Below are 25,099 nucleotides of genomic sequence, written 5' to 3'. Positions count from 1 at the left end.
GAGTGCTCGGCAAAGCCGGCACTCGCCCCGCACGACAGCCGCGGATCCGGCTTCGCCGGGCCGTCCTCGTTCTTGCGAGGCCGATGCGCAGGAAATGGGGCCAAGCGACGCTGCCGCATAGTCGAAGAGTGCTCGGCAAAGCCGGCACTCGCCCCGCACGACAGCCGCGGATCCGGCTTCGCCGGGCCGTCGGCTGTGCCCCCTTGAGGGGGCGCGCGAAGCGCGTAGGGGGTGGGCCCGTTTGTGCGATTACATCGCTTCAGCCCACGCCCGGCCTTGCGACCAGGCGTAGTTCAGGGCCTGTCGGTGCCCGCTGAAGCGCGGGGCGAAGCGCACCACGCGATCGTGATTGGCCGAGCCCTGGCCGGAGCGGATGGAGACGCTGGCGTAGAAGCCGCCGTCATCGGAAGTCTTGATGAAAGGTGAGACAAGGAATCGCCCCACCTCGATGCTTTTCTTTTGCATGGTTATCTCGAGGTGTGCGCCTTGAAGGAGCCGTCCCTGCTCGGAGGTCCAGAGAGCCGTCTTGGCGCGGATGGTGATGAAGGTCGAGGGCAGGCGCAGGGCCTGGCTCGGGAGTGGGCGCCCCGTGAGAGGGGGCGCCCGAAGCAGTGATCTGCGGAGATCACTGCCGTCTGGAGTGGGGTGTCCACACGGACGCCCCAGGCCTTCCCAGGCCCGGATGAAGTGCTTTACAGGGGCTTGATGTTCGAAGCCTGCAGACCCTTGGGGCCTTGCTTGACTTCGAATTCGACCTGCTGGCCTTCAGCCAGGCTGCGGAAGCCGCCACCGTTGCGGATTTCGCTGTGGTGGGCGAAGAGGTCCTTGCTGCCGTCGGCGGGGGTGATGAAACCGAAGCCCTTGCCGTCGTCGAACCACTTGACGATGCCGTTCTGAATGCTGCTCATGGTGTTTTCTTTCCGAAAATATGTGGAAACCGTGTGCGCGAGCGGCGACACACGGGGGACGTACAAACACGCAAGAGAGATCAAGCCGGTGATTGAAGCCACCCAGCGGATCGCTTGGGGGCGGGCGCTTCGGGCGGGGCCCGGATACGGAATCGGCGGATCCCGAGTGATGGCGCTGGAGGCTGATGGGCGGGCCGGCATCGTGTGAGATCTGATGCCGGAGACCACTGCAAAGACCTTGAAGAAACGGTCTTGAGCGAATGTATGGGAATGGATTGTAGCACCATGGCCGTCATCGCGCCCATGCGTGGCGCCGGGACTTGTCCTTGAGCAAGCGCCCATGCCCGTCAGGGCGGCAAGATCTCTCCCCATGCCGGACCCTGACATGCCTGAACGCCGCAGCAGCGCCGCCGCGCCGGCACGGCAGCCCCACCGCCCCTTCTTTCAGCTGGGCCTGCTGATGCTGGCCCTGTCGGGCCTGTGGTGGTGCCTGGTCCTGCTGGCCCGCTGGAGGGCCTGGGCGCTGCCCTGGGCGGTGTCGCCGGGGCTGGCGCATGGCCTGCTGTTCGGGCTGGGCGCGATGCCGCAGTTCATTGCCGGCTTCTTCTTCACCGCCGGGCCGCGCTGGTTGCGCGTGCCGGGCCCGGCCGGGCGAACCTTGTGGCCTTCGCTGTGGCTGGCCGGCCTGGGCTGGGCACTGGCCCTGCCGGGCGTGCATGTCGACGCGCAGCTGACCGGACTGGGCCTGATGCTGGTGGCGCTGTCCTGGGGCCTCTCCTGGTGGCAGGCCGGGCGCCTGCTGGCCGCCAGCGAGGTGCCGGACCGGTTGCACCTGCGCGGCGTGCAAGGGGCCTGGCTGCTGGGCCTGTGCGGCATGGCCGCCATGGGTGCGGGCCTGATGGCGGGGCATGAGGAGGTGGCCCGCCACGCCCTGCAGTCGGTGCTGTGGTGGGGGCTGCTGCCGGTGTTCCTGATCGCCCTGCATCGCATGGTGCCCATGTTTGCCGAACCCGCGGTCTGGCTGCAGGTGGCCGGGCGCCTGCCGGCGCCCGAGCGCGCCCTGCTGTGGGCCGGGCTGGCGGGCTGTGCCTGGGGGGGCGCCTGGCAGGTGCTGGCGCCCGCGGCCCTGCCCGCATGGGCCTGGGCGCTGCGAGCGGGGTTCGAGGGCTGTGTCGCTCTCCTGCTCCTGAGGCAGTCCTGGCATTGGCGGCGCATGGCTCGGTTGCCCCTGATGGCGATGATGCTGGCCGGCGGCCTGTGGCTGGCTGCGGGGGCCGGGCTGTCGGCCCTGTCCTCGGGGCTGCTGGCGCTTGGACGTGCCGGGCTTGGGCTGGCGCCGCTGCACGCCGTGCTGGCAGGGGGCCTGGGCAGCCTGATGATGGCCCAGGTCAGCCGTGTCAGCAGCGTGCATGCGGGCCGGCCTCTGGCGGCGGACCGCCCCTTGCTGACGCTCTTTCTTCTGTTGCAGACGGCCGTGATCCTGCGGCTGTGGGCCGCCCTGGGACAGACGGACCCGGCGGTGACGCTGGTCCTGGCGGCCCTCCTGTGGGCCCTGTGCATGGGCGGCTGGGCGCTGCGCCTGCTGGGCTGGCTGCGGGGGCAAAGCGGTGTCCGGGCTTCAGGCAATGCCCGATCCGTGGACATCGGCGCCCCCCGGGCTGTGTGCCAATCAGACAGCGTGCGCAGGCCCCGACGCCCCTGAGCGGCCGCTAGACGCTCGAACATCCCCCGATGCCGGCCTGACAGGCCGCCGAGGACCCGGCCTGCGCGCGCCGCTCTCATGGTTTGCACGTAGAAGGCGGGTCTGGCGCGCCCACGGGCATGGCACTTGCACTCCCTTGGGGCGACGTCCGCGTCGACACCTCAAAGAATCACGGAGACAACGCATGACCCTGACACCCATTGCCGCCGCCCATCCTGGCGCGGCCCTGCGCCGTACGCCCCTGACCCTGGCCCTGCTGTCCGCCCTGGCCGCCGGAGCGCCCGCCTGGGCCGAGCCCGGCCCGGCGCCGGCCGAGGAGCCCGCGCCCGCGGCCGACACGCAGAAGCTCGAAGCCGTGACGGTGACCGCCCGCCGTCGCGAGGAATCGCTGAAGGATGTGCCGGTCGCGGTCACGGCCTTCGGTGCGGGCGCGCTCGAAAGCCTCAACGTCAAGAATCTGGGCGACCTGCAGTCGCAGGTGCCCAACCTGACCATCTACGCCGCCCGCGGCAGCAACTCCACCATCACCACCTTCATCCGCGGCGTGGGCCAGGCCGACCCGTTGTGGGGTGTGGACCCGGGCGTGGGCATCTACCTGGATGACGTCTATGTGGCGCGGCCCCAGGGCGCGCTGCTGGACGTGTTCGACACCCAGCGCATCGAGGTGCTGCGGGGGCCGCAGGGCACGCTCTACGGCAAGAACACGATCGGTGGCGCGGTCAAGTATGTGTCTCGCCCCCTGGGCACCCGGACCGAGGGCAGCGCCAGCCTGACCTTTGGCAGCTATGGCCAGATGGACGCCAAGGGCTCGGTCGGCGGGGCCAGCAGCGACGGCCAGTTCCGTGCCCGCCTGGCCCTGGCCACGCTGAACCGCGATGGCTACGGCAAGAACCTCACCGATGGCAGCGAGGTCAGCAACCAGAAGACCAAGGCCGGCCGGCTGAGCCTGGGGTTCTATCCCAGCGGCCAGCCCTTCAACGTGCAGTTCACGACGGACAAGACCTATGACGAATCCAATATGCGCGGCTTCCAGCGCCTGGACGTCAACAAGTTCGACCCCGCCAAGACGCCACCCGGCGAGAGCCGCTACGACATCGCCAGCGGCATGCCCAACCAGAACCGCACCGAGACCGGCGGCAGCTCGCTGAGCCTCAACTGGAACGTGGACTCGCAGTGGACGGCCAAGTTCATCGCCGCCCACCGCAGCAACGACACCAGCACGGGCATCGACTTCGACGGCCTGCCCAACAAGATCGCGGACGTGCTGGCCCTCTACCAGGACACCCAGAGCAGCGCCGAGGCCCAGCTGGCCTTCGATGGCGCCGGCTCCTCGGGCGTGATGGGTGTCTACTTCTTCAATGGCGAGGCGGGCGGCAAGGTCTCCAACAACTTCTTCAACCTCTCCTTCGGCACGACCAACGGCACGGTCCACACGCGCGGCAAGGCGGCCTATGCCGACTGGAGCTGGCGCCTGGCGCAGGGCTTCAGTCTCAGCGCCGGCCTGCGCTACACCAAGGAGAGCAAGCGCGCCGTGGTGCTGAACCAGGCCTTCAGCGATGCCACCTTCAGCAAGCCCATCGCCACGCTGGCCGACTTCGACAAGACCCGCGAGGTCAGCAACACCTCGCCCAAGGTCTCGCTGGACTACAAGCTTTCCAGCGCCACCTCGCTGTACGCCAGCGCCTCGCGCGGCTTCAAGTCAGGCGGCTTCAACATCCGCGCCAACACCGCGGCGGTGCCCATCTCCAGCAAGCCCTTCGAGGACGAGGTGCTCGATTCCATCGAGGGTGGCGCCAAGATGGTGCTGGACGGCGGGCGTCTGGAGCTCAACACCGCCGTCTTCCACAACAAGTACAAGAACGTGCAGCTCTCGGTGTTCACCTCCTACACCCAGGCCAATGGCACGCCCGGATTCTTCGGTGACTTCACCAACGCCGGCCGTGCCACCGTGGACGGTGCCGAGCTGGAATTCGTCTGGCGCCCCAACAGCAGCTGGACCTTCAGCGGCAACGTCTCCGCCCTGCATGCGCGCTACGACGAGTACCTGGACAAGGGCGTGAACGTGGCGGACCAGAAGAAGTTCACCAACGCGCCCAAGTTCCAGGCCGCCTTCAATCTGGAGAACCGCACGGCGTTGGGCCGCGGCACGCTGCGCTCGCGGGTGGGGGTGAGCTACCGCACCAAGGTCTATCCGACGACGGACCTCAGCGAAGCCATCGCCCAGGACGCCTACGCTCTGCTCAACGCTGGCCTGATCTGGGAGCGCGACGAGCACCTGAGCTTCTCCCTGCAGGGCAGCAACCTCACCAACAAGGCCTACCGCACCGATGGCTACAACATCGCCGCCCTGGGCGTGCTGACCGGCTTCTACGGCGCACCGCGGACCCTGAGCGTGGGGGTCAGCTACAAGTTCTGAGGACTGATCTTCTCCTCCCCGGCGCATGCCTCCGAACGCCGGCCTTGCGACCGGCACTCCCTGCGGAGTGGCCGGTCTCTTTTTGCTCAGGCAGGCAGGGCGCTCAGGGTCACGGGTTGACCCGAGAGCACGGCGTTGCCGGACTGTGGATCTCGCAGCCGCTCATCCAGCAGGGCATTGAGGTTGGCGCCCGGGCGCAGCTGGGCCACGCTCAAGCGGGTGCCCGGCAGGTCATGGCCCCAGCCGTGCGGCAGGCTGGCCACGCCGGGCATCATCTCGTCCGAGCATTGCAGCAGCACCTCCAGGCTGGTGCCCGCCGCATTGCGCAGCAGGGCGCGGTCGCCATCGCGCAGGCCGCGCTGGTGGGCATCGTCCGGGTGGACGATCAGCGCGCTGCGGTCAGGCCCCTTGGCCAGTACGGGCAGGTTGTGCATCCAGCTGTTGCCCGAGCGCGTGTCGCGCCGGCCGATCAGCAGGAGCTCGTCCGGCCCGCAGGAGGGAGGCGCGTCGCCGGCCAGTGCGCCGAGCGCCGCCATGAAGGGCGCCGGAGCCAGCTCGATGCAACCCGAGGGCGTGCGCAGCAGCTCGGGCACCCGGGGCTGCAGCTCGCCGAGGTCGATGCCATGGGGCGCGGCCTGCACGCGGTCCAGCGTGAGCCCGTCCGGCTTGCGGCCGAACTGGTCGCCATAAGGGCCGCTGCGCAGGGCCAGGTCGATCAGGCGCTGCGGCCCCACCCGCGGCGCGAGGGCAGCGAGCAGCGCCTCGCTCTGCGTGCCCTCGCTGTCCTTGAGCTGATGGCGCAGCTCCTGGCGCAGGGCCGCGGTGTCGAGCTGGTCCACGGGCTGGCGCCAGTCCGCGCCAGCGGCCAGGGCGGCGAGCCGGGTCAGGGTCTCCCATTCCTCGGGCATGTCGGCCGGGCGCTCGAAGACCGGGGCGCTGTAGCGCGCATGGTTGCGCCAGGAGAGCTGGCCGAAGGCGATGTCGTAGTGCAGGTCCTCCAGGGGCGAGGGGGCGGGCAGGATGAGGTCGGCGTGGCGCGTGGTCTCGTTGAGGTAGATGTCCAGGCTGAGCATGAAGTCGAGGCCGTCCAGCGCTTGCGCGAGGCGAGGGCCGTTGGGCGCCGAAAGCACCGGGTTGCTGGCCACCGTGATCAGGGCCCGCACCTGGCCTTCGCCCGGGGTCTCGATCTCTTCGGCCAGGCAGACCATGGGCAGCTCACCGAAGACCTCCGGCGCACCGCTGACCCGGCTCTTGCGCCGGCCCAGGCTCACGCCGCGCCCGCTGCCCGGCCGCCCCTGGGTGTTGACGGCGAAGGCCGCGGCCTTGGGGAACATGGCGCCGCCGGGCTGGTCCAGCTGACCGCACAGGATGTTGACGACGTCGACCAGCCAGCTGTTGAGCGTGCCGTGGCGCTGCGTGCAGCTGCCGATGCGCGCATAGAGCGAGGCCCGCGGCGTGGTGGCCAGCAGTCGGGCGATCCGGCGCTGCTCGGGCGCCGGGATGCCGCAGTGCAGGGCTGTTGACTCAGGCGGGTAGGCGGTGACCGCCGAGCGGATCTCCTCAAGTCCCTGCACCCAGGCGTCCAGCGGGCTGCTGCGCACCAGGCCTTCGTCGAACAGGGTGTGGACCAGGCCCAGCAACAGCCAGACGTCGCTGCCGGGGCGGATGAAGAGGTGCTCGTCCGCCGCCGCCGCGGTTTCGGTGCGCCGAGGGTCGATGACGATCAGCCGGCCGCCACGCTCGCGCAGGGCCCGGGCCTTGCCGCGGAAGTCCGGCACCGTCCAGAGGCTGCCGTTGCTGACCATGGGGTTGGCGCCCAGCACCACCAGCAGGTCCGTGCGCGGCAGGTCCGGCACGGGGATGCTGAGCCAGTGGCCGTACATCAGCGCGCTGGACAGCTGCTTGGGCATCTGGTCCAGGGTGGAGGCCGAGAAGACATTGCGCGTGCCCAGGGCCCGGGCCAGGCGCGGCGTGTAGGCCAGCAGGCCCACCTTGTGCGCGGCCGGGTTGCCGAAGCTGAGGGCCACGGCGTCCGGTCCATGGGCCTCGATCAGCGGGCGCAGGCGGCGCTCGATCTCCTCGAAGGCCTGCTCCCAGCTGACGGGCTCGTGGCGGCCATTGCGCTTGAGCAGTGGCTGGCGCAGGCGGTCGGGGTCCTCGTGGAGGTCTTTCAGCGAGATGCCCTTGGGGCACAGGAATCCCTCGCTGAACGGGTCGTCCTGGGCGCCGCGGATGCCTGTGACACGGCCGCCGGCCGTCTGCACCTGTAAACCGCAGCAGGCTTCGCACAGCGGGCAGATGCGGTAGTGTCCGCGCGGTGCGTTCGTTTCACGCGTGTTCATCGGGGTTTCCTCTGGGGCAGTCATCCGGATGGGGCCTGGACGCATTGTGGTCAGCGAAGGCCGCGCGAGCGTCATCCAGGCGACAGCAGCGGCTCAGGATCAACCATGAGAGGCTGGGGTTGGGAGTGCAAGCAGATGTAAGTGCGGTGCAGAGGGCGCCGGATGTCGTCGAACTTGCATAGACTCCCGCCCCCGGAGAAGTAGGAGAAGCATGAGAATCGAGATTGAGCCCGGTGTCCATCTGTTCGTGGATATCGAGGGAGAAGGCCTGGTGCCCGATGGCGCCTGGATGCGGGAGAAGCCCACGCTGATCCTGTTGCATGGCGGGCCCGGCTTTGACCACAGTGCCTTCAAGCCGGCCTTCAGTGCCCTGGCCGATGTGGCGCAGATCGTCTACTACGACCACCGCGGCCATGGCCGCAGCGACCCCCGCCCCAGCAGCGAATGGACCCTGGACACCTGGGCCGACGACGTCGTCCGGCTCTGCGAGGCCCTGGGCATCGTCAAGCCCATCGTGCTGGGTCAGAGTTTCGGCGGCTTCGTGGCCCAGCGCTACATCGAGCGTCATCCGGAGCATCCGGGCAAGGTGATCCTGTCCAGCACCTCGCACCACATGGGCCTGGACCGCAAGGTCGAGGGCTTTGTGCGCCGCGGGGGCGAGGGCGTGCGCGACAAGGTGCGCGGTCTCTGGACCGAGCCCACGCCGCTGACCTTTGCGGCCTACTGGGAGGCCTGCCGTGACCTCTACACCGCGACCCCGCAGACCGACCCCATGGCCGCGCAGCGCACGCTGCTGAAGCTGGACATCCTGCTGCACTTCATCCGCGGCGAGATGCAGGACATGCAGCTGCTGCCCGGCCTGAGCCGTGCCCGCTGCCCCGTGCTCGTGGTGGCCGGCGAGGAAGACCCGGTCTGTCCGCTGCAGGATGCGCTGGAGATCGCGGAGGCCCTGCCTTCGCGTTGCATGCAGCTGGCCCGCTTCCCGGCCTGTGGCCATGGGGTGTGGCGCGATGAACCCGCCGCCGCCTTCGAGCGGCTGCGGCGCTTCATCCTGGAGTGAGCGCGGCGCTCAGCCCTCCGCGCCTGGGGTGGCAGGCCAGAAGTCCGGAGGCGGAAAGGCCTCGAAGCGGGGCAGGCCGTCCTCGGGCAGCGCGTACCAGGGGGCCTTGGAAGCGCAGTGGATGTGTACGAGCGGCCTGAGCCCCGGGTCGTCGTCGAGGCTGCCTGCCGGCACGATGGCGTGGCGGCCCTCGTCCTCCAGCACGGGCATCAGGCTGCCGCAGCGCGTGCAGAAGGCGCGCCAGTTGCCGGGCGAGGACTCGTAGCTGCGCACCAGGGCCTGACCCTCCAGCCAGCGAAAGCCCAGGCCATCGGCATGTAGAAAGCTGCCGAAGGCACTGCCGCTGAGCTTGCGGCACAGGCTGCAATGGCAGAGGTTGATGAAGAGGGGCGGGCTGTCCAGCGCGAAGCGCACGCCCCGGCACAGGCAGGAACCGTGGAGCGTGGCGGCCATGGCCTGCCGCGCGCTCAGGTGGCCAGCAGGGCCTTGAGCTCGCGCTCCAGCAGATGGGCCTCGCCCAGGTTGACCTCGATGAGGCGGCGCAGATGGGTGACGCTCTCGATGTCGATGCTGCGAAGGATGAGGCCGGCCCGGTCGCCTTCGAGGTGGGCGACCTCGGCACCCATCACGATGCGCTGGTCGCCGCCGTCCAGGCGCACGCACAGGAGGCAGGGCTCGCCCATGCCGACGAGGTCGGTGCCCGAGAGCTTCAGCAGCGCGCCCTTGAGCGAGAGGTCCAGCACGCCCACGCTGAGCCGGGCGTCGACGGTGACCAGCTCGGCCGGCGCGTCGAAGCTGACACGGGCGAAATGGCGGCGTTCCTGGGGCTTGTTCATGGCGGTCTCCGACCGTGGCACTTCAATCAGACCATGCTAGCAGGGGCCTGGGCCCGTGCGCCTTGAGCCCGGCTCAATCCGGCGCGTAGATCGTGCTCATTTCAATGGCTTCCTCGAGTCGGTCGGGGGCGACCGCCTCAAGGCCCAGGGATTCCAGGGTGTACCAGCAGGCGCGCAGCAGGGCGCTGGTCTCCTGGCGAGCCTCGCTGTCCAGCAGGGCCCCCAGCTCGCTCACGCGGTCCAGCGAGGGCTGGCGGTTGCGCGAGCTGAGGTGGCTGCGCGGCAGCTCCACCGGGGCCTCGTGGCTCAGCGCCACCTCGGTGAGCAGGTGCTGGACCTCCTCCTTGGCCGGCATGGACATCACCAGACGCCCCAGGTCACCCAGCAGCTTCTCCGCCGCACCCGCCAGCAGGCGCGCCGCGTGGTCGCTGCCGCCGTCGATGTAGAGGCCGGCCGCGATGTCTGCATATTCAAGCGCCAGGGCCAGCTTGGGCATGTCAGCGTTCATGGTGCGTGCGCGCGGTGGGGTGGCAAATGGGATGGGCGACGGTGCAGCACTTCGCGTGGCTGACGGTCGCTCGGCAAGCAGTATCCCTCCGGACATCTTGTGCCCTCTCTCCTGTACTTTTGTGCCCGGCAGTGTAGGTCTGCCCCTTGCCCGGCCGCGAGTGCCGGGGCTGGTGCTTTGTCACGGTTTGTGTGTGGCACGGCTGGTGGTTTTCCCGGCGCCAAAGTCTGCGCTATTGTTGCGCAATCCAATTTGCCGAGGAGGCCTAGATGAGCGGAAACCGACACCCCGCATCCCTGCAAACCTTGCCAGACCCGGCGCGTCGCGAGGCCCTGCAGGGCTTGGGCACGCTGGGGGCCGGCCTGCTGCTGCCGGGCCTGGCCCTGGCCGCCGACAAGAAGGAAGACACCTATGACGAGGATTCCATCCTGACGGCCGCCACCGAGTTCTTTGGCAGCACCACCGAGGGCCTGGCCAAGGTCATCGAGAAGGCCTTCAAGGAGCAGGGGCGGCCCAATGCCTACATCAAGGGCGAGGAAGCCGGGGCCGCGGTGACCGTGGGTCTGCGCTACGGCGACGGCCAGCTGATCATGAAGGGCGGCGGCGGTGCCCGTGTCTACTGGGCCGGGCCGTCCATCGGCTTCGACTTCGGCGCGAATGCATCCAAGGTCTTCACGCTGTGCTACCACCTGCCCAATACCGCGGCCATCTTCCAGCGCTTCCCCGGCGTCGAAGGCAGTCTGTACTACATCGGCGGCGCCGGCATCAACTACCAGCGGCTCAACGGGGTCACCCTGGCCCCCATCCGCCTGGGGGTGGGCCTGCGCACCGGGGCCAGCGTGGGCTACATCCACTACCGGCGCGAGAAGTCCTACAACCCCTTCTGAGTCGAGAGCGAACCGCCGCCGATCTGCGGCCGGGCGCTTTCGGCTGTTTTCAGGGGATCCCCCGTGCTTTCGGGCGATGCTGCGCATGCGCGGCCGCCGCCTTTGCAGGCCTGGAGCGGCTGCATGCCGGGTATGGTGGGCCGGTATATCAACCTCTGTGCCTGCCCCTGCAGCCCTCACCCCTGCGGGGGTGTCCGTCAAGCCCCGGGCTCTCGGGGTTTTCGATGAGCTCCGGGTGGACAATGCACCCAGCGCGAGTGGCCACTCACAAGCATTTTTGGGGGCTTGCCCGGGGCGGTGCCCGGATGCATGCTCAGTGATCAGGGTCAAAACCCGCGGCAGCCCCTGCGACGAGCATTCGCTGCCATATTCGAACGATCACCGATCAGAAATCCGGAGAGATTCCATGCCCCCGCCCAACCAGGCCTCCCTCGACTTGCCCACCACCTCCCTCGTGCCCCTGGCTGCCGCGGCGTCGCTGCCCGCCCAGGACATCAGCGCCGAGGTGCTGCTGGAGAAATACGCCAAGGGCGACGAGCAGACCCTGGACGAACTCCGCGCCCGCGTGGCCCGTGCCCTGGCCCAGGCAGAGGCACCCGAGGCCCGCGCCCAGTGGGAAGCCAAGTTCCTCGAAGCCCAGCGCCGAGGCTTTGTGCCGGCCGGCCGCATCAATTCCGCCGCCGGCACCGAGCTCAGCGCCACGCTGATCAATTGCTTCGTGCAGCCGGTGGGCGATTCCATCGCCCTGGCCGATGACGGTGTGCCCGGCATCTACACCGCGCTGACCGAAGCCGCCGAGACCATGCGTCGCGGCGGTGGCGTGGGCTATGACTTCTCCCGCATCCGCCCCAAGGGCGCCTGGGTGGGCTCCACCCAGAGCAGTGCCTCCGGTCCGGTGAGCTACATGCGCGTGTTCGACCGCAGCTGCGAGACCGTGGAATCCGCCGGCGCCCGCCGTGGCGCCCAGATGGGCGTGCTGCGATGCGACCATCCAGACATCGAGGAGTTCATTCACGCCAAGGACCAGGGCGACCTGCGCAACTTCAACATCTCCATCGGCGTGACTGACGCCTTCATGGAGGCTGTGGAAGCTGACGCCGAGGTGGAGCTCACCCACAAGGCCGAGCCCGGCAAGAAGCTCAAGAAGGCCGGTGCCTACCAGCGCGGTGACGGCCTGTGGGTCTACCGCAAGCTGCGCGCCCGCGAGCTGTGGGACCAGGTCATGCAGTCCACTTATGACCACGCCGAGCCGGGCGTGCTCTTCCTGGACCGCATCAACAACGACAACAACCTCTACTACTGCGAGCGCATCGACGCCACCAACCCCTGCGCCGAGCAGCCCCTGCCGCCCTATGGCTGCTGCTGCCTGGGCTCGGTGAACCTCACGCTCTTCGTGCAGGACGCCTTCGGCCCCGATGCCCGCTTCGACGAGGAAGGTTTTGCCGAGGTCTGCCGCACGGCCACGCGCATGCTGGACAACGTGCTGGACGTGACCCCCTGGCCCCTGCCCGCGCAGGCCCACGAGGCCAGCAACAAGCGCCGTGTGGGCCTGGGCTTCACGGGCCTGGGTGACACCCTCGTCATGCTGAATCTGCGCTATGACACCGAGGCCGCCCGCGAGATGGCCCGCCGCATCAGCGAGGTCATGCGCAATGCTGCCTACGATGCCAGCGCCGACCTGGCCTTGGAGCGCGGTGCCTTCCCGCTGTTCAACGCCGACCTGTACCTCTCCGGCGGCAACTTCGCCTCGCGCCTGCCGCAGGGCCTGAAGGACAAGATCCGTGCCCAGGGTCTGCGCAATTCGCACCTGCTGTCGATCGCGCCCACCGGCACCATCAGCCTGGCCTTCGCGGACAACGCCTCCAACGGCATCGAGCCCGCCTTCAGCTGGAGCTACACCCGCAAGAAGCGCATGCCCGATGGCAGCTTCAAGGAATACGCCGTCGAGGACCACGCCTGGCGCCTGTACCGGCACCTCTTCGGCAAGGACGCGCCGCTGTCTGACGCCTTCGTGACCGCGCTGGAGCTCTCCGCCTCGGACCATGCCTCCATGGTCGCCGCGGTGGCGCCCTATGTGGACACGGCTATCTCCAAGACGGTGAACGTGCCGGCCGACTATCCCTATGCCGACTTCCAGGACCTCTACACCCAGGCCTGGAAGAGCGGGCTCAAGGGCCTGGCCACCTACCGCCCCAACAGCGTGCTCGGTTCCGTGCTGAGCGTGGAGCCCACGGCCACGCCGGAGCCGCTCAAGCCGGTGTCCGAGGAGGACGGCACCAATCGCCGCCTGCGCCTGGAACGCCTGCCCAATGCCGTGCTGGCCTCGCTGCGCTGGCCCAGCCGGCCCGAGCTGCCCAACGGCAACCCGGCCTGGAGCTACATGATCCGCCACCCGCATGGCGACTTCGCGCTCTTCGTGGGCGAGCTGCCCGCCGAAGGCCCGGATGCCGGCCTCTTCGGCAAGAACCTGCCCTTCGAGGTGTGGGTCAACGGCGCCGAGCAGCCGCGCGGCTTGTCTGCCGTGGCCAAGACCCTGTCCATGGACCTGCGCACCAATGACGCGGCCTGGCTGCGTCTCAAGCTGGACGCGCTGGCCACCGTGGCCGAGGAGCGCTCCTTCGAGATGCCCGTGCCGCCGGGCGGCGAGCGCCGCCTCTTCCCCGGCGTGGTCGCTGCCACCGCGGCCGTGATCCGCTGGCGCTGCGAGCAGCTGGGGGCCCTGCAGGAAGGCGGCCCCACGCCCGTGCTGGATGCCATGTTCAGCCGCGAGGAACCCCGCACCAGCACGATGGGCACCCTGGCCTGGGCCGTGGACGTCGAGAACCCCGCCACCGGCGAGCAGTTCACCCTCACGCTGAAGGAGGTGACCCTGCCCACGCCAGACGGCGGCCACATCACCCGCCCCTGCGCCATGGGCTTCTCGGGCAACTATCCCAAGGCCCTGGACGGCATGGCGCGCCTGCTGTCCCTGGACATGCGCGTGATGGATCCGGCCTGGATCGGCATGAAGCTGCGCAAGCTGCTCAATGTGGGTGAGCCCCTGGGCCACTTCATGGCGCCGGTGCCTACCCTCAGCGGTGAGCGTCGCCAGCAGATCTGGCCCTCCACCGTGGCCTATGTGGCTCGCCTGGTGATCCACCGCTACGCCATGCTGGGCATCCTGGACGAGCATGGCATGCCCCTGGTCGAGATGGGCCTGCTGCAGGCGCCTGCCCCCAAGCTCAGCGGCGGCGGCGCCACCATCCCCGCCATGGCCGGCAAGCCCTGTCCGGAATGCGGCAATGCCACCATGATCCACAAGGACGGCTGCGATTTCTGCACGGCCTGCGGGTATGTGGGGCAGTGCGGCTGACAACCCGCCCTGAAAGCCCCGGCCTCCGGGGCTTTCTTCTTAGGAGTCCCGGCGCCCGCCCGGCCTGGCATTTCCTGGGCGATTCGTCCGGGCCCGTGCTCAGGCGCCGTGCTCAAGCGCCATACCCTGGTGCCGTACTCAGTGCGGGCCGCTCACGGCCTGGGGTGCGGTGCCGAGCAGCGCTTCGTAGATCGCCAGATCCGCCGCAGAGAAGCAGCAGAAGGTAATGTCCAGCGGCCCATCCTTGACGCTCAAGCACTGCCGAACGCAGGCCACGGCAATCTGGGCTGCCTGGTGGATGGGGTAGCCATAGGCTCCCGTGCTGAGGCTCGGGAAGGCCAGCGAACGCAAGCGCTTCTCACGGGCGATGTGCAGGCAGCTGAGGTAGCAACGCTCGAGCAAGGCCGCCTCTCCTTGGTGACCCCCTTGCCAGACCGGGCCCACCGTGTGGATCACGTACGACGCCGGCAGCCTGAATCCGGGCGTGATCTTGGCCTGCCCCGTCTTGCAGCCGGCCAGCGCCCGGCAGGCCTCCAGCAGCTTCGGTCCTGCGGCACGATGGATGGCGCCGTCGACACCACCCCCACCTAGCAGCGATGAGTTGGCCGCGTTGACGATGGCATCCACGGCTAGGGTGGTGATGTCGGCGCGAAGGGCTCGCAGCGAACTCATGAGCAACTCCTTGAGGACTTGAGGTCAGGCATGAGACGCATGCCGGGCTCAGCTCCCCTGGCGCGGGCTGAAGGTGCGCGGGAAGATGACCGGCGCGGACCGGTCCTTCAGCCGATAGCCCATCGGCGGCCGGTTGGACTCGCTCTCGATGTGCCCCACCTCTTCCAGGAAGTCCGCGGCCAGCATGCGCGTGCGAAAGCCACTCTTGTCGACCGGGCGGCCGAGCACGACCTCATACGTTCGCTGCAGCTGCGGCAGGGTGAAGGGCTCCGGCAGCAGGAAGGCGGGCAGCGAGGTGTACTCGACCTTGCTGCGCAAGCGCTCCACCGCCGCCTGCAGGATCTCGCCATGGTCAAAGGCCAGCTCAGGCGCGCGCAGCACCTCGTCCACCTTGAACCAGGCGACGTCCGCCGCATTGGCCCCTTTGGCGAGGGCCAGGTCTTGCGCCGGGATGAGCGCGAAGTAGGCATGCGTGGCGGACCAGCCGCGAGGGTCGCGTGAGGCGCCACCCCAGCTGCCCAGCTGCTCCAGATAGGGCGAGGCCACGCCGGTCTTCTCCAGCAGCTTGCGGCGCGCACAGGCCAGCAGGCTGTCGTCGAGGCTCACGTTGACGAAGCCGCCGGGCAAGGCCCAGTGCCCGGGGAAAGGGTCGGTGGCGTCCGAGGGGCGCTGCACCAGCAGCACCTGCAGGGCGTCGTTCAGCACGGTGAAGATCACCACGTCCACCGTGGTGTAGGGCCGAGGGAAGTCATTGGCGGCTGTAGCGCCTGCTGACTTGATGGCGGGGCTGCCTGGAATCTTGCGTGTCATTTCTGCCTTGGCCTCTTGACGCTCCGGAATTCAGGTTGTACTGTACACCTTATACAAGATGTACTGAGCAACTTATAGGAAAAGGAGCTTCCTCATGTTCGGCATTCGCTTCATCAAGTCCCAACCCACCACGCACCTGATGCAGTTCCGCGGCGGCAAGCTGGCACGCCAGGGCGCGGGTCTGTCCTTCTACTACTACGCGCCGACGACGACGCTGGTGGCCGTGCCGGTCGCAAGCCATGACCGCCCCTTCATGCTGGACCTGGTGACCTCGGACTTCCAGAGCGTCACGGTGCAGGGGCAGGTGACCTACCGCATCAGCGAGCCGCAGCGCACCGCGGCCTTGATGGACTTCTCGCTGCGGCCCGATGGCAAGACCTACGCGTCCGAAGACCCGGCCCGACTGGCGGACCGCGTGGCGCAGCAGGCCGAGGTCATCGTGCAGCAGGCCGTGCAGGCGCTGGATCTGAAGCAGGCGCTGCGTTCCTCGGCGCTGATCGCACGCACCGCGCAGCGTGAGCTGGGCGTGCAGCCCGAGATCCAGGCGCTGGGGCTGGAGATCCTGGGCGTGTCCATCCTCAGCGTGAAGCCCACGCCCGACATCGCCCGTGCGCTGGAGGCCGAGGCGCGCGAGTCCAATCTGCGGGCGGCCGACGATGCCGTCTACACGCGGCGCATGTCTGCCGTCGAGAAGGAACGCGCCATCCGCCAGAACGAGCTGGACACCGAGATCGCCGTCGAGCACAAGCGCCGTGAGATCAGCGAGACCAAGCTGGAGGCCAAGGCCGCGCTCATGCGCAAGGACAACGGCCTGCGCGCCGAGCAGATGACGGCAGACATCGAGCTGGAAGAAAGCCGCAAGGCCTTTGTCTCCGGTCAGGCCGCCAACAGCCGCACGCTGGCCGAGGCCGAAGCGCATCGCGTCGCCAGCGTGATGAGCGCGCTGAGCCAGGCCGACACGCGCGTCGTGCAGGCGCTGGCCGCGGTGGGCATGCAGCCGGCCCAGCTGATCGCGCAGGCCTTCGGCGGCATCGCCGAGAACGCCGAGCGCATCGGCCAGTTCAACATGGCGCCCGAGCTGCTGCAGGCCTTGCTGGGGCACACGACCATGGAGCCGCAAGGGGGCCCGCGTGAACGCGCCCGCTGACCGCAAGGTGGTGCTGGTGACCCGCAAGACCCGGCTCGAAGAGCTGGTCGCCAAGTACCACACGCTGCAGCAGGCCCGCTTCTACATCGAGCACCTGGGCGCGGACTTCACCGACTACGTGCAGGAGAACCTGGCCTATGCACAGAGCCTGCAGCAGGTCAGCACCGTCCTGCGGGACTGGGGGCGGCACCAGGTGCTGGATCGTGCGCTGCTGCCCAACTTCCTCTTTGCGCCGGACGACATCGTGATCGCCCTGGGTCCGGACGGCCTGGTGGCCAACACGATGAAGTACCTGGAGGGGCAGCCGCTGATCGGTGTGAATCCCGAGCCCTCGCGCTGGGACGGCGTGCTGCTGCCCTTCGAGCCCGTGCATCTCGACGCCCTGCTGCGCGATGTCTCGCGCGAGCGGCGCCCGACCAAGACCATCACCATGGCTGAAGCCCGCCTCTCCGATGGGCAGACGCTGAGGGCCGTCAACGACCTGTTCATCGGGCCGCGCAGCCACACCTCGGCGCTCTACGACATCGCGCAGGGAGACCGTCAGGAGCAGCAGTCGTCGTCGGGCGTCATCGTGTCGACGGGGTTGGGCTCCACGGCCTGGCTCAAGAGCGTGATGACCGGCTGCATGGCCCTGGCCTCAGCTGCAGGGGTGCAGGGGGCGGGCGCCTACACGCCCATGCGCTGGGACACCGATCACCTCACCTTTGCCGTGCGCGAGCCTTTCCCGACGCAGCGCACACAGACCACGATGGTCTACGGTCAGGTCACGAAGACGGCGCCGCTGACGCTGCGGTCCAGAATGCCGGAGCACGGCGTCATCTTCTCGGATGGCATGGAGGCCGACTTCCTCCGCTTCACGGCAGGTGTGGAGGTGACGGTCAGCGTGGCGCAGGCGCAAGGAAAGCTGGTGGTCTGAGTTCACGCTGGCCGCAGCCCATCCCGATGCCGCCGTGCCTGCACGCTGGCAAGGGCTGAACCTGCGGGGCTTTGCACTGATGGAGGTCCGGTGCCGATGGCGGGGCGGATGAGCGCCGAGTGGCTGCTGCCGGCGCTTCATGGACGTGGGGCCTATTCAGTGGACGTACTCGTACCAGTGCTCGCCAATCGGGTGAGCCTGGCCGTGCGGAGAGCGGCAACTGGCTGGCGATGAAGCCGGCACAGAGCGGCGAATGATGTGTCTGACGGGAAAGCCGCTGCCCCACACGAAGTCCGCGACGGTGCCGCACAGGGCGTCGTCCTGCACATGAATGGCATGCGCGAGATCCTGGAATTCCGTGGGCAGTTGCAGGAGCGCGGCGCTGCCGCCATTCGCCTTCGACACGGCCCACTGGGCGGCTTGTGAGTACTTCGGCTGATCCAGTGAAAACGCCCAGGCCCGCCATGCCCGGCCCAGTCCGATGCCGGCAGGGATGGCGCAGACTGCCAAGAGGGGGACGACAAGCGCGGCAACACGGCGGGCCTTCCACGACCTGAACGCTTGCCAGCTGCCCCTGAAGAAGATCACGGCCAGCAGGATGAATGCGACCAGGACGAACAGCTGCTTGAGGGACGTCGGCCTTGCGGCAAAGGCGGCGAGGCTTGCCGTGCATGCGGCAAGGATGACGGCTGTTTGGCTGCTGCGGTTCACAGGGTTCTGATGAGGGGGGCGCGGGTCCGGCAGGAGCGCAAGCGCCGGTCCAGGAGGCCGTCCGCCCTGCAGTGTAGCAACGCTGTGCGGCCGGACCCGCGATGTCGGGCCAGGCGCCTTGCCCCCGTGAAGCCGGCGCCGGCCCCCTGTGCGCAGGCTTCAGCGGAGCCGGGCCGTTCGCGGGGCCGGGCTCCCAGGCGTTTCTCAGCATTCTGCTGATGGTTGCGGGCAGGCGATGTCGATACGCTCGCGCTTGGTGGCGGCTGGATGCCGACCTCGGGAGACGCGAGATGAAGATTCCCCAAACGCCAGGTCGGCATCGGCGCGGCCAGCCCGCCGCCACGGCCGGCGAGCGCGACGCCGCGAGGCCCGATGCCGCCGTCGCAGATGGACGGCTCGCCCAGCTGCAGGCCTCCATCGCGCAGTCGCCGCAGATGCAGGCGCAGCGGCGCGTCGTGCAGGGCTATGCAACGCCCCAGGTGCCCGCACAGCGCCAGGCCGATGGCAGCGAGGCGGCGCCGGCCCAGGCCGCGCCGGACGTCAATCGCACGGGCCTGCCGGACTCGCTCAAGGCGGGCATCGAGTCGCTGTCCGGCCTGGACATGTCCGGCGTCCGCGTGCATCGGGCCTCGAGCAAGCCAGCCCAGCTCAACGCGTCGGCCTATGCGCAGGGCAAGGACATCCACCTGGGACCCGGGCAGGAGCGGCACCTGCCGCACGAGGCCTGGCATCTGGTGCAGCAGCGCCAGGGACGGGTGAAGGCCACCACGCAGGTAGCCGGCACGGCGGTCAACGACAACGCCGGTCTCGAGCGGGAGGCTGACGTGATGGGGGCCAAGGCGGCCGCCGGACCGGCGCAGCGCAAGGCGGCGACGGCGTCGACCACGACGAGCACGACGAGCACGACGAGCACCCCAGGCAGCGGCGGCACGATGCCGGCCCAGCTCGGGCGGGACGACGTCAACAGCAAGGAGTTCGGCTACTACGGTCGCGACGGGACGCGCAAGAACCGGCGCGTGATCGACATGGAGGCCTTCGGCGACCGCAACCGCCTTCATCGCCTCGACCCCAACAAGCTGCGGGAGTTCGTGGAGGGCGAGGACGATGCGCAACGCATGGGCATCGACCTCAGCGAGACGACGGACAAGGACGGCAAGAAGGGCAGGGCGGACATCAGCAAGGACGTCGGGATCTGGCGTCCGTCCAGGCGCGAGGGCTCGGCGCGGCCGGAGGACCCGCCGCTCTACCAGCCCTTCCGCAAGGCCTTCCACGAGGCGCACAACATCAAGCTGGCGCTGGAGCGGGACTGGCCGGGCTTCGCGCAGTTCAATGCCGAGCACCACTACGACGACCGGCTGCTGAACTATGCCGGCGAGGTGAAGACCCATTCGCTGGCCTACAAGAAGCAGGTGCGGAGCTTCGATGTGGCCGACGAGGTCAGCGCCTTGCAGGACGTGTACTTCGGCCAGCTCAGGGGAGTGACCGAGAAGGTGGAGGCTCTGAGCGACGAAATGCTCAAGCACTCGGCCCCGAGCGGTGGCGGCGCGCTCGCCGCCCTGGCGCAGGGGCACGTCCAGGGGGCTCGCAGCGAGCAGGGCGAGGCGATCTGGCGCGATCGCTGGTGGGCCTCGGTCCAGGCCGTCAACGAGCGTCTGGGCAGTTTGTGGAGCACCTACAGGCCCCAGATCGAGACATGGATGACGGGCAAGCGCAACGAGGGGCTGAGCTACATGAACCCCAGGATGCTGGGGGACCTCGACTACATCGGCAGCCTGGCCAAGGGCTACAAGAGCGCGCCGAAGCAGTACATCCGCTTCATGCCCGAGAAGTTCGACATCGACGCCAACCTCGACGCGCCGCCTCTGGCCGTGTATGCCATCAGCGCTGGGGCGGCGGTCGACCGCGGCAGCGTGAAGAGCGAGAAGATCCCCCCGCTTCGCTCCTTCGAGGCTGCCGTGAACAACGCCATGGCGGGCCTGCTGCCCGATGAGCAAGGGGCCAAGGCCTCCGGCGAAGGCGAGATTGCGGGGGTGGACAAGTCGGACCCCTTCGAGGTCTTCATCCGCGCTACCAATGTGTCCGACGTCGATATCGGCAGTCACGGCGACGTCACCGAGGCCCGTCGAAAGGTCGGGCTCGGCGACCGTCTCCAGAAGGTCCAGGACAGGATCTGGTGGTTGCGAAGCAGGAACAAGGTCCTGTCGAACAAGCTGGGCGGCCTTCTGCGCGACGAGGGCTACCTCACCGACGCGGGCACCCTCAAGGAAGCCGCGGCCGAGGGCGTCGAGCCTGCCGCGCACCAGCGGCACTATGCCGACCGCGACCTGATCGTGCTCGAAGCCGCATTGACCCACTTCGAGAAGGAGGACGAAGCGGCGAGACAGCTGATCGGAGGCGGCAAGGAAGGCCCGCCCGAGGGGGGGAAAGAGAAGAAGGCCCGGGAGGGGAAGCGCAAGGCGTCCGGCGAAAAGGAACGCAAGCGCAGCCCTGGCAAGGAGCGCAAGGCCGAGGGGCGGGGGAGTGGCGAGCGCCCGCTGAAGAGCGCCGAGAAGCGGGTCCGGAAGGACGCCGCGAAGGAAAAGAAGGTCGTGAAAGACACAGAGGTCAAGGATAAGAAGCGCCGGACCAAGAAGGTCGAGGACAAATGACCGGGCGCCCGGGAGCCGGCCTGCTTCCAGCGAGAGGGCGGCCGCCGCTGCGCATCTCCCTGCCCCCGGCAGTGCCTGGCCGGCAGGTCCCACAATGGCAGGCAGCCCTCGACGGGCCGCAAGTCATCCCCGGTGGGTGGAGAGGGCGCAGGCCCGCTGCCCCAGGCTTGACTGGCAATCTGGAGGTTTCGTGCACCATGGACGTCTTGTCGCACTCCGAATACCTGGCAGGCTTTGCCGACGCGGCAGCCCTGAAGCGCTGGTCCCCCGAGGACCGCAGGACCCTTCTGGAGCGGCTGCTCGCGGTGCCTGCCTCCAGGGCGGCCTGGGGCGCCTGGCTGGAGCTGCTTTTCCACTGGCCCACGGGCGAGTCCATCGAGCCCGTTGTGGCTCGTGCCGCCGCACCGCTGGGGCAGTGGGACTGGCGCATCCGCCGGCTGGACCACAATGCCGCCGTGCTGGCGCGTGACCGGGGCGTGGCACTGGCCCTCGTGGGGATGCTGGTCCTGCACCGCATGGAAGACCTGCACGGATTCACCGTTCGCGCCCTGTGCGAGCACCCCTACATCGCTGGCCTGCGCGGCCTGCGCCTGCACAGGGTCGAGACCTTTGCGCAAGGCCTGGCCCCGCTCACGCGCAGCGAGTCGCTGGGCCGGCTGGAGTCGCTCGAGCTGTCCGGCATCCGCCTCGCCGGCGGCGTGAGCGAGGCCTTGGGCGGCGCCGGCCTGGTGGCGCTGAAGTCACTGCAGCTGAACTCGGCCGATCTGGCCGCCGCTGATCTGGTGGCGCTGGCGGCCTGTCCCCTGGCCCGCGTGGTCGAGGCGCTGGACCTCTCCAGCAATCCGTTCACGGCCCAGGCGCTCGACGTCCTGCTCACCGCCGAGGCCTTCCCCAGGCTGAAGCGGCTGGACCTCAGTCATACGGGCCTGCCTGCCGACGGCCTGGCCGAGGTCTTGCCGCGACTGCGCCTGCCGTCGCTCGAATCCCTGCGCCTGGCGGGCACCGAGGCCGCCGATCGTTTTGGCGAGGTGCTGAGCCTGAAGTAAGGGCGCTGCGCGGGCGGGGCCGGACGAGGGGGCCGGCGGCCGACGCGAGTGTCGCGTCCCCCCATCAGCAGCCCGTCGCCGGTGCACGGCTCGCGGCGGCAGCGGCACAATCCAGCATCCAGAAACGCAGCTGGTCACGGCATGACCGGGCGTCTTGGGTGTCATCCATGCTGCTCCACTTCCTGCTCCCGCGCCCACGTCACCTGGCTCTGGTCTGCCTGCTGGCCGCTGCCGTGCCAGCCTCCGCCCAGGTGTTCAAATGCACCGACAGCAGCGGCAAGACGGCCTATCAGTCCCAGCCCTGCCCGGAGTCGACCAAGAGCGCGGAGCTGGATCTGCGCTGGACCTCATCGGCCCTGCCCAGCCTGACCGGTTCGGCGAACTTCTCCCCCACCGTGACGCCGGGCGAGATGCGCCAGGCCCTGGTGTCCGCCTGTGCCAGCAGCGTGAACACCCGGGGGGACGCCACCCTGCGCCGCCTGGCTGCCAGCCAGCCCGGCAAGTTCCGCGACTTCTGCGAATGCGTGGCCGACAACTCGCTCAGCGACTTCGAGCGGGTCAAGAGCATGGCCCTGCGCAACGACCGCGCCGGCCTGGAGCAGCTGGGTCTGCGCGCCGGCCTGAGCTGCGCGCCGCGGCTGCGCTGAGCGGCCGGCGCACCAGCCCCTCAAGACCTGACCCTCTGCTGGCGCTCTGAAAACGGCTCAGCCGCCGAGTCCGCGCAGGCAGGTCAGCACCAGCCAGTCGACGATCTGCTCGTCGGTATAGGAGCCCGTGGCGCGCATGACGGGCAGGACGGGGTCGCAGGCGCGGGCAAAGACGGTGTAGAGCACCAGCTCGGGCGGCAGGCTGGCATCCAGCTGCCCCGACTTCTGGGCCTCGACGATCCATTCCCCCAGCAGCTCCGACAGGCTGTTCAGCCGGTCCATGTAGGCCGAGTCGACCATCAGGGCGGCTCGCAGGCTCGAGTTCTGCGCGGGGAGGGCCGGCATGCGGCCGCCCAGTTGCTCGCCATAGGTCCACTGCATGAGCGCCTTCAGCCGGGCTTTGCTGTCCAGCGGCAGGGCCTGCAGACGCCGGCATTCCTCGAGGGCCCGGTCCAACACGCGCACCATGGCCGCCGCTGCCAGGTCTTCCTTTGACGTGAAGTGCTTGTAGAGGCTCGCCTTCGCGATGCCCACCTCGGCCACGACCTCGTCGACTGTCATGGCCTCGAAGCCTTTCTCGGCCAGCAGCCGGTTGACGGAGGCCACGATGGCGTCCTCCCGGGCCTGAAGCACTTGATCGCGAAACCGTGGACGTTGCATGCCGCGGATTCTATGACCCTGATGCCAGCGAAGACTTGACTGTATGCAAATGAACCAATTGGTTCGTGAAAGAACTGACGTGTTGACAAAATGAACTGAGCAGTTCAAATTTCGGCCTGACCAGTCTTTCACCCCTCGGCGGATCCGTCCGGGGGGGGCTGACCGGCACCTTCCGTCCCGTCGGACATTCAGGATCAAGGAGAAGACGATGCGTAAAACCAGTTGGTGGCGGTGGCTCGCCGCGCTGTGCGTTGCCGGCCTGCTCAGCGCCTGCGGCAGTGGCAGTGACGATTCGGAGCCCACGGTGGTGGGCGTTGCCCAGAGCGATCCGCGTTTCAGCGTGCTCACCGAGGCCGTCGTGGCGGCCGACCTGGCCGGCACGCTGTCCGCGACCGGCCCGTTCACGGTGTTCGCACCGACGGACGACGCCTTCACGGCCCTGCTGGCCGAGCTGGGCATGACGAAGCAGCAGCTGCTCGCCGACAAGGCACTCCTGCGCACAGTGCTGCAGTACCACGTGCTGGGCGCCCAGGTGCCCAAGGCCAGCGTGCCCGTGGGCAAGGCCATCACGACCCTTCAGGGCGGCATCTTCAAGATCGACAGCACGGCCAGCGGCCTGGTCCTGACCGATGGACGCAACCGCCAGGCCAAGATCGTCGCCACGGATGTCATGGCCTCCAACGGCGTGGTGCATGTCGTCGACAAGGTCCTGCTGCCGGCCAACAAGACCCTGGTGGCCACGGCGCAGTCCCTGCCGGACTTCAGCATCCTGGTCGAGGCCGTGGTGGCGGCGGGCCTGGTGGACACGCTGAACGGCAGCGGCCCCTTCACCGTGTTCGCTCCGACGAACGCCGCCTTTGCCAAGCTGCTGGCTGAGCTGGGCGTGAGCAAGGAGCAACTGCTGGCCAACAAGGCGCTGCTGACCCAGGTGCTGACCTATCACGTGCTGCCGACCCGGGTGCTGAAGGCCGAGGTGCCCGTTGGCGCAGCCATTTCCACGGTGCAGGGGCAGACCTTCACGATCGACAGCAGCCTTGCCATCACCGACGGCCGCGGCCGCAAGGCCGGCATCACCGCCACCGACGTGCTGGCCAGCAATGGCGTGATCCACGTGCTGGACACCGTCATTCTGCCCAAGCCCTGAGGGGCCGAGCGCTCCGCGGCCGCGCTGCCAGGCGCTGGTCCGGCCCCGCGCGCATCCCGGCTGACACCGGTGGGCGCGCGGGGCATGGCATGCGCCGGTTGGCGGGCCCAGGCGCCGATCCTGCGCTGTCCTGGCGCCCGCCCTGTGCTGGAGGTCGTATGCTTGGCGCCCGAGGCCCTGTCATGACCCCGCTTCCCTGCTTCCCCTCCATCGCCATCGCTTGCCGTGCTGCGTGCCGCCGGCAGCGGGCAGCGTGCCGACCCTGCCGGGCCCAGCCCCATGCCTGACGAGTTGGAGCGGAGCGCCCCGATGGCCCCTCCGGACAGCAGCGCAGCGCCCGGCTCCGGCGGCTCTGGCGGCAGGCGGCCGCCATGGCGCAAGCTGTGGAACTGGGGCCTGCCCGCTCTGTTGCTGCCGCTTGCCCTGCTGCTCAATCCGGACGAGGCGCGCCACCGCGAGGCCCTGCGCCAGGCCATCGACGCGCAGCATCCGGTGGCGGCGGGCTTCGGCGCACAGGAGCTGGTGGATCTGCCGGTGAGCTATCACAGCGTCGGGCTGCTGTCCTGGACGCGGCACGACCGGGATCTCACCACCGTGGGGGCCTTCGGGCAGGTGGTGGCCGTGGGCAAGAGAGGGCGCACGGCGGCGTCACCTGGGCGTTAGTGAGCCCAGCTGCCGTGCCCCTGA

At 68.9% G+C, this 25,099-nt stretch carries 23 protein-coding genes; 13 read left to right on the top strand and 10 right to left on the bottom strand.

What is annotated here, in order from left to right:
- Positions 1–249 precede the first annotated feature (249 nt).
- Together ABDJ40_RS21445 and ABDJ40_RS21440 are read right to left on the bottom strand one after the other, a co-directional pair.
- The gene (locus tag ABDJ40_RS21445; RefSeq protein ID WP_269630381.1) at positions 250–465 is read right to left on the bottom strand and encodes a hypothetical protein; all 216 of its coding nucleotides are present in this window, start codon (positions 463–465) and stop codon (positions 250–252) included.
- 227 nt (positions 466–692) lie between these two features.
- Entirely contained in the window at positions 693–899 is a 207-nt protein-coding gene (locus ABDJ40_RS21440) for a cold-shock protein (RefSeq protein WP_269630551.1), read from the bottom strand.
- Between ABDJ40_RS21440 and ABDJ40_RS21435 the strand changes: the two genes are divergently transcribed.
- From ABDJ40_RS21435 to ABDJ40_RS21425, 3 genes are all read left to right on the top strand, one after another.
- Entirely contained in the window at positions 898–1,116 is a 219-nt protein-coding gene (locus ABDJ40_RS21435) for a hypothetical protein (RefSeq protein ID WP_347612728.1), read from the top strand. The genes ABDJ40_RS21440 and ABDJ40_RS21435 overlap by 2 nt on opposite strands.
- A 177-nt stretch (positions 1,117–1,293) precedes the next feature.
- Positions 1,294–2,610 carry an NnrS family protein gene (locus tag ABDJ40_RS21430; RefSeq protein ID WP_347612726.1) on the top strand — a complete coding sequence of 439 codons (1,317 nt, stop codon included), beginning with the start codon at positions 1,294–1,296 and terminating at the stop codon, positions 2,608–2,610.
- 184 nt (positions 2,611–2,794) lie between these two features.
- On the top strand, positions 2,795–5,026 hold the full coding sequence (locus tag ABDJ40_RS21425; protein WP_347612724.1) for a TonB-dependent receptor: 2,232 nt from the start codon (positions 2,795–2,797) through the stop codon (positions 5,024–5,026).
- Between the two features lie 86 nt (positions 5,027–5,112).
- On the opposite strand, the gene ABDJ40_RS21420 is transcribed toward ABDJ40_RS21425, so the two are convergent.
- Positions 5,113–7,368: a molybdopterin-dependent oxidoreductase gene (locus tag ABDJ40_RS21420; protein ID WP_347612723.1), complete on the bottom strand. Its 2,256-nt coding sequence runs from the start codon at positions 7,366–7,368 to the stop codon at positions 5,113–5,115.
- Between the two features lie 211 nt (positions 7,369–7,579).
- Here ABDJ40_RS21420 and ABDJ40_RS21415 point away from each other — a divergent pair, with 211 nt between their 5' ends.
- Complete coding sequence (locus ABDJ40_RS21415; RefSeq protein WP_347612722.1) at positions 7,580–8,428, top strand: alpha/beta fold hydrolase; 849 nt, start codon at positions 7,580–7,582, stop codon at positions 8,426–8,428.
- Positions 8,429–8,437: 9 nt separating this feature from the next.
- On the opposite strand, the gene ABDJ40_RS21410 is transcribed toward ABDJ40_RS21415, so the two are convergent.
- The 3 genes from ABDJ40_RS21410 to ABDJ40_RS21400 form a co-directional block, all read right to left on the bottom strand.
- Entirely contained in the window at positions 8,438–8,881 is a 444-nt protein-coding gene (locus tag ABDJ40_RS21410; RefSeq protein WP_347612720.1) for a GFA family protein, read from the bottom strand.
- A 14-nt stretch (positions 8,882–8,895) separates the two neighbouring features.
- Entirely contained in the window at positions 8,896–9,264 is a 369-nt protein-coding gene (locus ABDJ40_RS21405) for a PilZ domain-containing protein (protein ID WP_347612719.1), read from the bottom strand.
- A 73-nt stretch (positions 9,265–9,337) separates the two neighbouring features.
- Positions 9,338–9,772 carry a hypothetical protein gene (locus ABDJ40_RS21400; RefSeq protein WP_269630372.1) on the bottom strand — a complete coding sequence of 145 codons (435 nt, stop codon included), beginning with the start codon at positions 9,770–9,772 and terminating at the stop codon, positions 9,338–9,340.
- 269 nt (positions 9,773–10,041) lie between these two features.
- On the opposite strand from ABDJ40_RS21400, the gene ABDJ40_RS21395 reads away from it, so the two are divergent.
- Positions 10,042–10,659, top strand: a complete 618-nt coding sequence (locus tag ABDJ40_RS21395; RefSeq protein ID WP_347612717.1) for a DUF1134 domain-containing protein — start codon at positions 10,042–10,044, stop codon at positions 10,657–10,659.
- Between the two features lie 406 nt (positions 10,660–11,065).
- On the top strand, positions 11,066–14,011 hold the full coding sequence (locus ABDJ40_RS21390) for an adenosylcobalamin-dependent ribonucleoside-diphosphate reductase (RefSeq protein ID WP_347612714.1): 2,946 nt from the start codon (positions 11,066–11,068) through the stop codon (positions 14,009–14,011).
- Between the two features lie 138 nt (positions 14,012–14,149).
- Here the strand turns inward: ABDJ40_RS21390 and ABDJ40_RS21385 are convergent, their stop codons facing one another.
- Entirely contained in the window at positions 14,150–14,683 is a 534-nt protein-coding gene (locus ABDJ40_RS21385) for an O-acetyl-ADP-ribose deacetylase (RefSeq protein ID WP_347612712.1), read from the bottom strand.
- Positions 14,684–14,731: 48 nt separating this feature from the next.
- Positions 14,732–15,493, bottom strand: a complete 762-nt coding sequence (locus tag ABDJ40_RS21380) for an NUDIX hydrolase (protein ID WP_347612711.1) — start codon at positions 15,491–15,493, stop codon at positions 14,732–14,734.
- A gap of 94 nt (positions 15,494–15,587) precedes the next feature.
- On the opposite strand from ABDJ40_RS21380, the gene ABDJ40_RS21375 reads away from it, so the two are divergent.
- Both ABDJ40_RS21375 and ABDJ40_RS21370 read left to right on the top strand, forming a co-directional pair.
- Positions 15,588–16,640 (top strand): SPFH domain-containing protein, encoded by a 1,053-nt coding sequence (locus tag ABDJ40_RS21375; RefSeq protein ID WP_347612710.1) that lies wholly within the window; start codon positions 15,588–15,590, stop codon positions 16,638–16,640.
- On the top strand, positions 16,624–17,556 hold the full coding sequence (locus ABDJ40_RS21370; RefSeq protein ID WP_347612709.1) for a diacylglycerol kinase catalytic domain-containing protein: 933 nt from the start codon (positions 16,624–16,626) through the stop codon (positions 17,554–17,556). Before ABDJ40_RS21375 ends, ABDJ40_RS21370 begins: the two co-directional genes overlap by 17 nt.
- Positions 17,557–17,712: 156 nt before the next feature.
- Here the strand turns inward: ABDJ40_RS21370 and ABDJ40_RS21365 are convergent, their stop codons facing one another.
- Positions 17,713–18,267: a hypothetical protein gene (locus ABDJ40_RS21365; protein WP_347612708.1), complete on the bottom strand. Its 555-nt coding sequence runs from the start codon at positions 18,265–18,267 to the stop codon at positions 17,713–17,715.
- Positions 18,268–18,557: 290 nt separating this feature from the next.
- Between ABDJ40_RS21365 and ABDJ40_RS21360 the strand changes: the two genes are divergently transcribed.
- The 3 genes from ABDJ40_RS21360 (at position 18,558) to ABDJ40_RS21350 (ending at position 22,608) form a co-directional block, all read left to right on the top strand.
- A complete protein-coding gene (locus ABDJ40_RS21360; RefSeq protein ID WP_347612706.1) occupies positions 18,558–20,915 on the top strand; it encodes an eCIS core domain-containing protein in 2,358 nt (785 codons plus the stop codon).
- A 197-nt stretch (positions 20,916–21,112) separates the two neighbouring features.
- A complete protein-coding gene (locus ABDJ40_RS21355) occupies positions 21,113–21,961 on the top strand; it encodes a hypothetical protein (protein WP_347612704.1) in 849 nt (282 codons plus the stop codon).
- 167 nt (positions 21,962–22,128) lie between these two features.
- Entirely contained in the window at positions 22,129–22,608 is a 480-nt protein-coding gene (locus tag ABDJ40_RS21350) for a DUF4124 domain-containing protein (protein ID WP_347612702.1), read from the top strand.
- Between the two features lie 57 nt (positions 22,609–22,665).
- On the opposite strand, the gene ABDJ40_RS21345 is transcribed toward ABDJ40_RS21350, so the two are convergent.
- A complete protein-coding gene (locus ABDJ40_RS21345; protein ID WP_347612701.1) occupies positions 22,666–23,268 on the bottom strand; it encodes a TetR/AcrR family transcriptional regulator in 603 nt (200 codons plus the stop codon).
- A gap of 208 nt (positions 23,269–23,476) precedes the next feature.
- Here ABDJ40_RS21345 and ABDJ40_RS21340 point away from each other — a divergent pair, with 208 nt between their 5' ends.
- Positions 23,477–24,412, top strand: a complete 936-nt coding sequence (locus ABDJ40_RS21340; protein WP_347612698.1) for a fasciclin domain-containing protein — start codon at positions 23,477–23,479, stop codon at positions 24,410–24,412.
- A gap of 309 nt (positions 24,413–24,721) precedes the next feature.
- Entirely contained in the window at positions 24,722–25,075 is a 354-nt protein-coding gene (locus tag ABDJ40_RS21335) for a hypothetical protein (RefSeq protein ID WP_347612697.1), read from the top strand.
- The last annotated feature ends 24 nt before the right edge of the window (positions 25,076–25,099 follow it).

The organism is Roseateles flavus (genome assembly GCF_039872765.1).
GTDB lineage: Bacteria > Pseudomonadota > Gammaproteobacteria > Burkholderiales > Burkholderiaceae_C > Roseateles_B > Roseateles_B flavus.
This window is presented reverse-complemented; position numbering and strand designations above follow the sequence as displayed.

Coding starts and splice junctions, on each gene's coding strand:
- ABDJ40_RS21345 (WP_347612701.1), bottom strand. CDS start 23,268: ATGCAACGTCCACGGTTTCGCGATCAAGTGCTTCAGGCCCGGGAGGAC.
- ABDJ40_RS21415 (WP_347612722.1), top strand. CDS start 7,580: ATGAGAATCGAGATTGAGCCCGGTGTCCATCTGTTCGTGGATATCGAG.
- ABDJ40_RS21355 (WP_347612704.1), top strand. CDS start 21,113: ATGGACGTCTTGTCGCACTCCGAATACCTGGCAGGCTTTGCCGACGCG.
- ABDJ40_RS21445 (WP_269630381.1), bottom strand. CDS start 465: ATGCAAAAGAAAAGCATCGAGGTGGGGCGATTCCTTGTCTCACCTTTC.
- ABDJ40_RS21350 (WP_347612702.1), top strand. CDS start 22,129: ATGCTGCTCCACTTCCTGCTCCCGCGCCCACGTCACCTGGCTCTGGTC.
- ABDJ40_RS21340 (WP_347612698.1), top strand. CDS start 23,477: ATGCGTAAAACCAGTTGGTGGCGGTGGCTCGCCGCGCTGTGCGTTGCC.
- ABDJ40_RS21390 (WP_347612714.1), top strand. CDS start 11,066: ATGCCCCCGCCCAACCAGGCCTCCCTCGACTTGCCCACCACCTCCCTC.
- ABDJ40_RS21435 (WP_347612728.1), top strand. CDS start 898: ATGCTGCTCATGGTGTTTTCTTTCCGAAAATATGTGGAAACCGTGTGC.
- ABDJ40_RS21360 (WP_347612706.1), top strand. CDS start 18,558: ATGAAGATTCCCCAAACGCCAGGTCGGCATCGGCGCGGCCAGCCCGCC.
- ABDJ40_RS21375 (WP_347612710.1), top strand. CDS start 15,588: ATGTTCGGCATTCGCTTCATCAAGTCCCAACCCACCACGCACCTGATG.
- ABDJ40_RS21420 (WP_347612723.1), bottom strand. CDS start 7,368: ATGAACACGCGTGAAACGAACGCACCGCGCGGACACTACCGCATCTGC.
- ABDJ40_RS21405 (WP_347612719.1), bottom strand. CDS start 9,264: ATGAACAAGCCCCAGGAACGCCGCCATTTCGCCCGTGTCAGCTTCGAC.
- ABDJ40_RS21410 (WP_347612720.1), bottom strand. CDS start 8,881: ATGGCCGCCACGCTCCACGGTTCCTGCCTGTGCCGGGGCGTGCGCTTC.
- ABDJ40_RS21380 (WP_347612711.1), bottom strand. CDS start 15,493: ATGACACGCAAGATTCCAGGCAGCCCCGCCATCAAGTCAGCAGGCGCT.
- ABDJ40_RS21425 (WP_347612724.1), top strand. CDS start 2,795: ATGACCCTGACACCCATTGCCGCCGCCCATCCTGGCGCGGCCCTGCGC.
- ABDJ40_RS21400 (WP_269630372.1), bottom strand. CDS start 9,772: ATGAACGCTGACATGCCCAAGCTGGCCCTGGCGCTTGAATATGCAGAC.
- ABDJ40_RS21395 (WP_347612717.1), top strand. CDS start 10,042: ATGAGCGGAAACCGACACCCCGCATCCCTGCAAACCTTGCCAGACCCG.
- ABDJ40_RS21335 (WP_347612697.1), top strand. CDS start 24,722: ATGGCCCCTCCGGACAGCAGCGCAGCGCCCGGCTCCGGCGGCTCTGGC.
- ABDJ40_RS21385 (WP_347612712.1), bottom strand. CDS start 14,683: ATGAGTTCGCTGCGAGCCCTTCGCGCCGACATCACCACCCTAGCCGTG.
- ABDJ40_RS21430 (WP_347612726.1), top strand. CDS start 1,294: ATGCCTGAACGCCGCAGCAGCGCCGCCGCGCCGGCACGGCAGCCCCAC.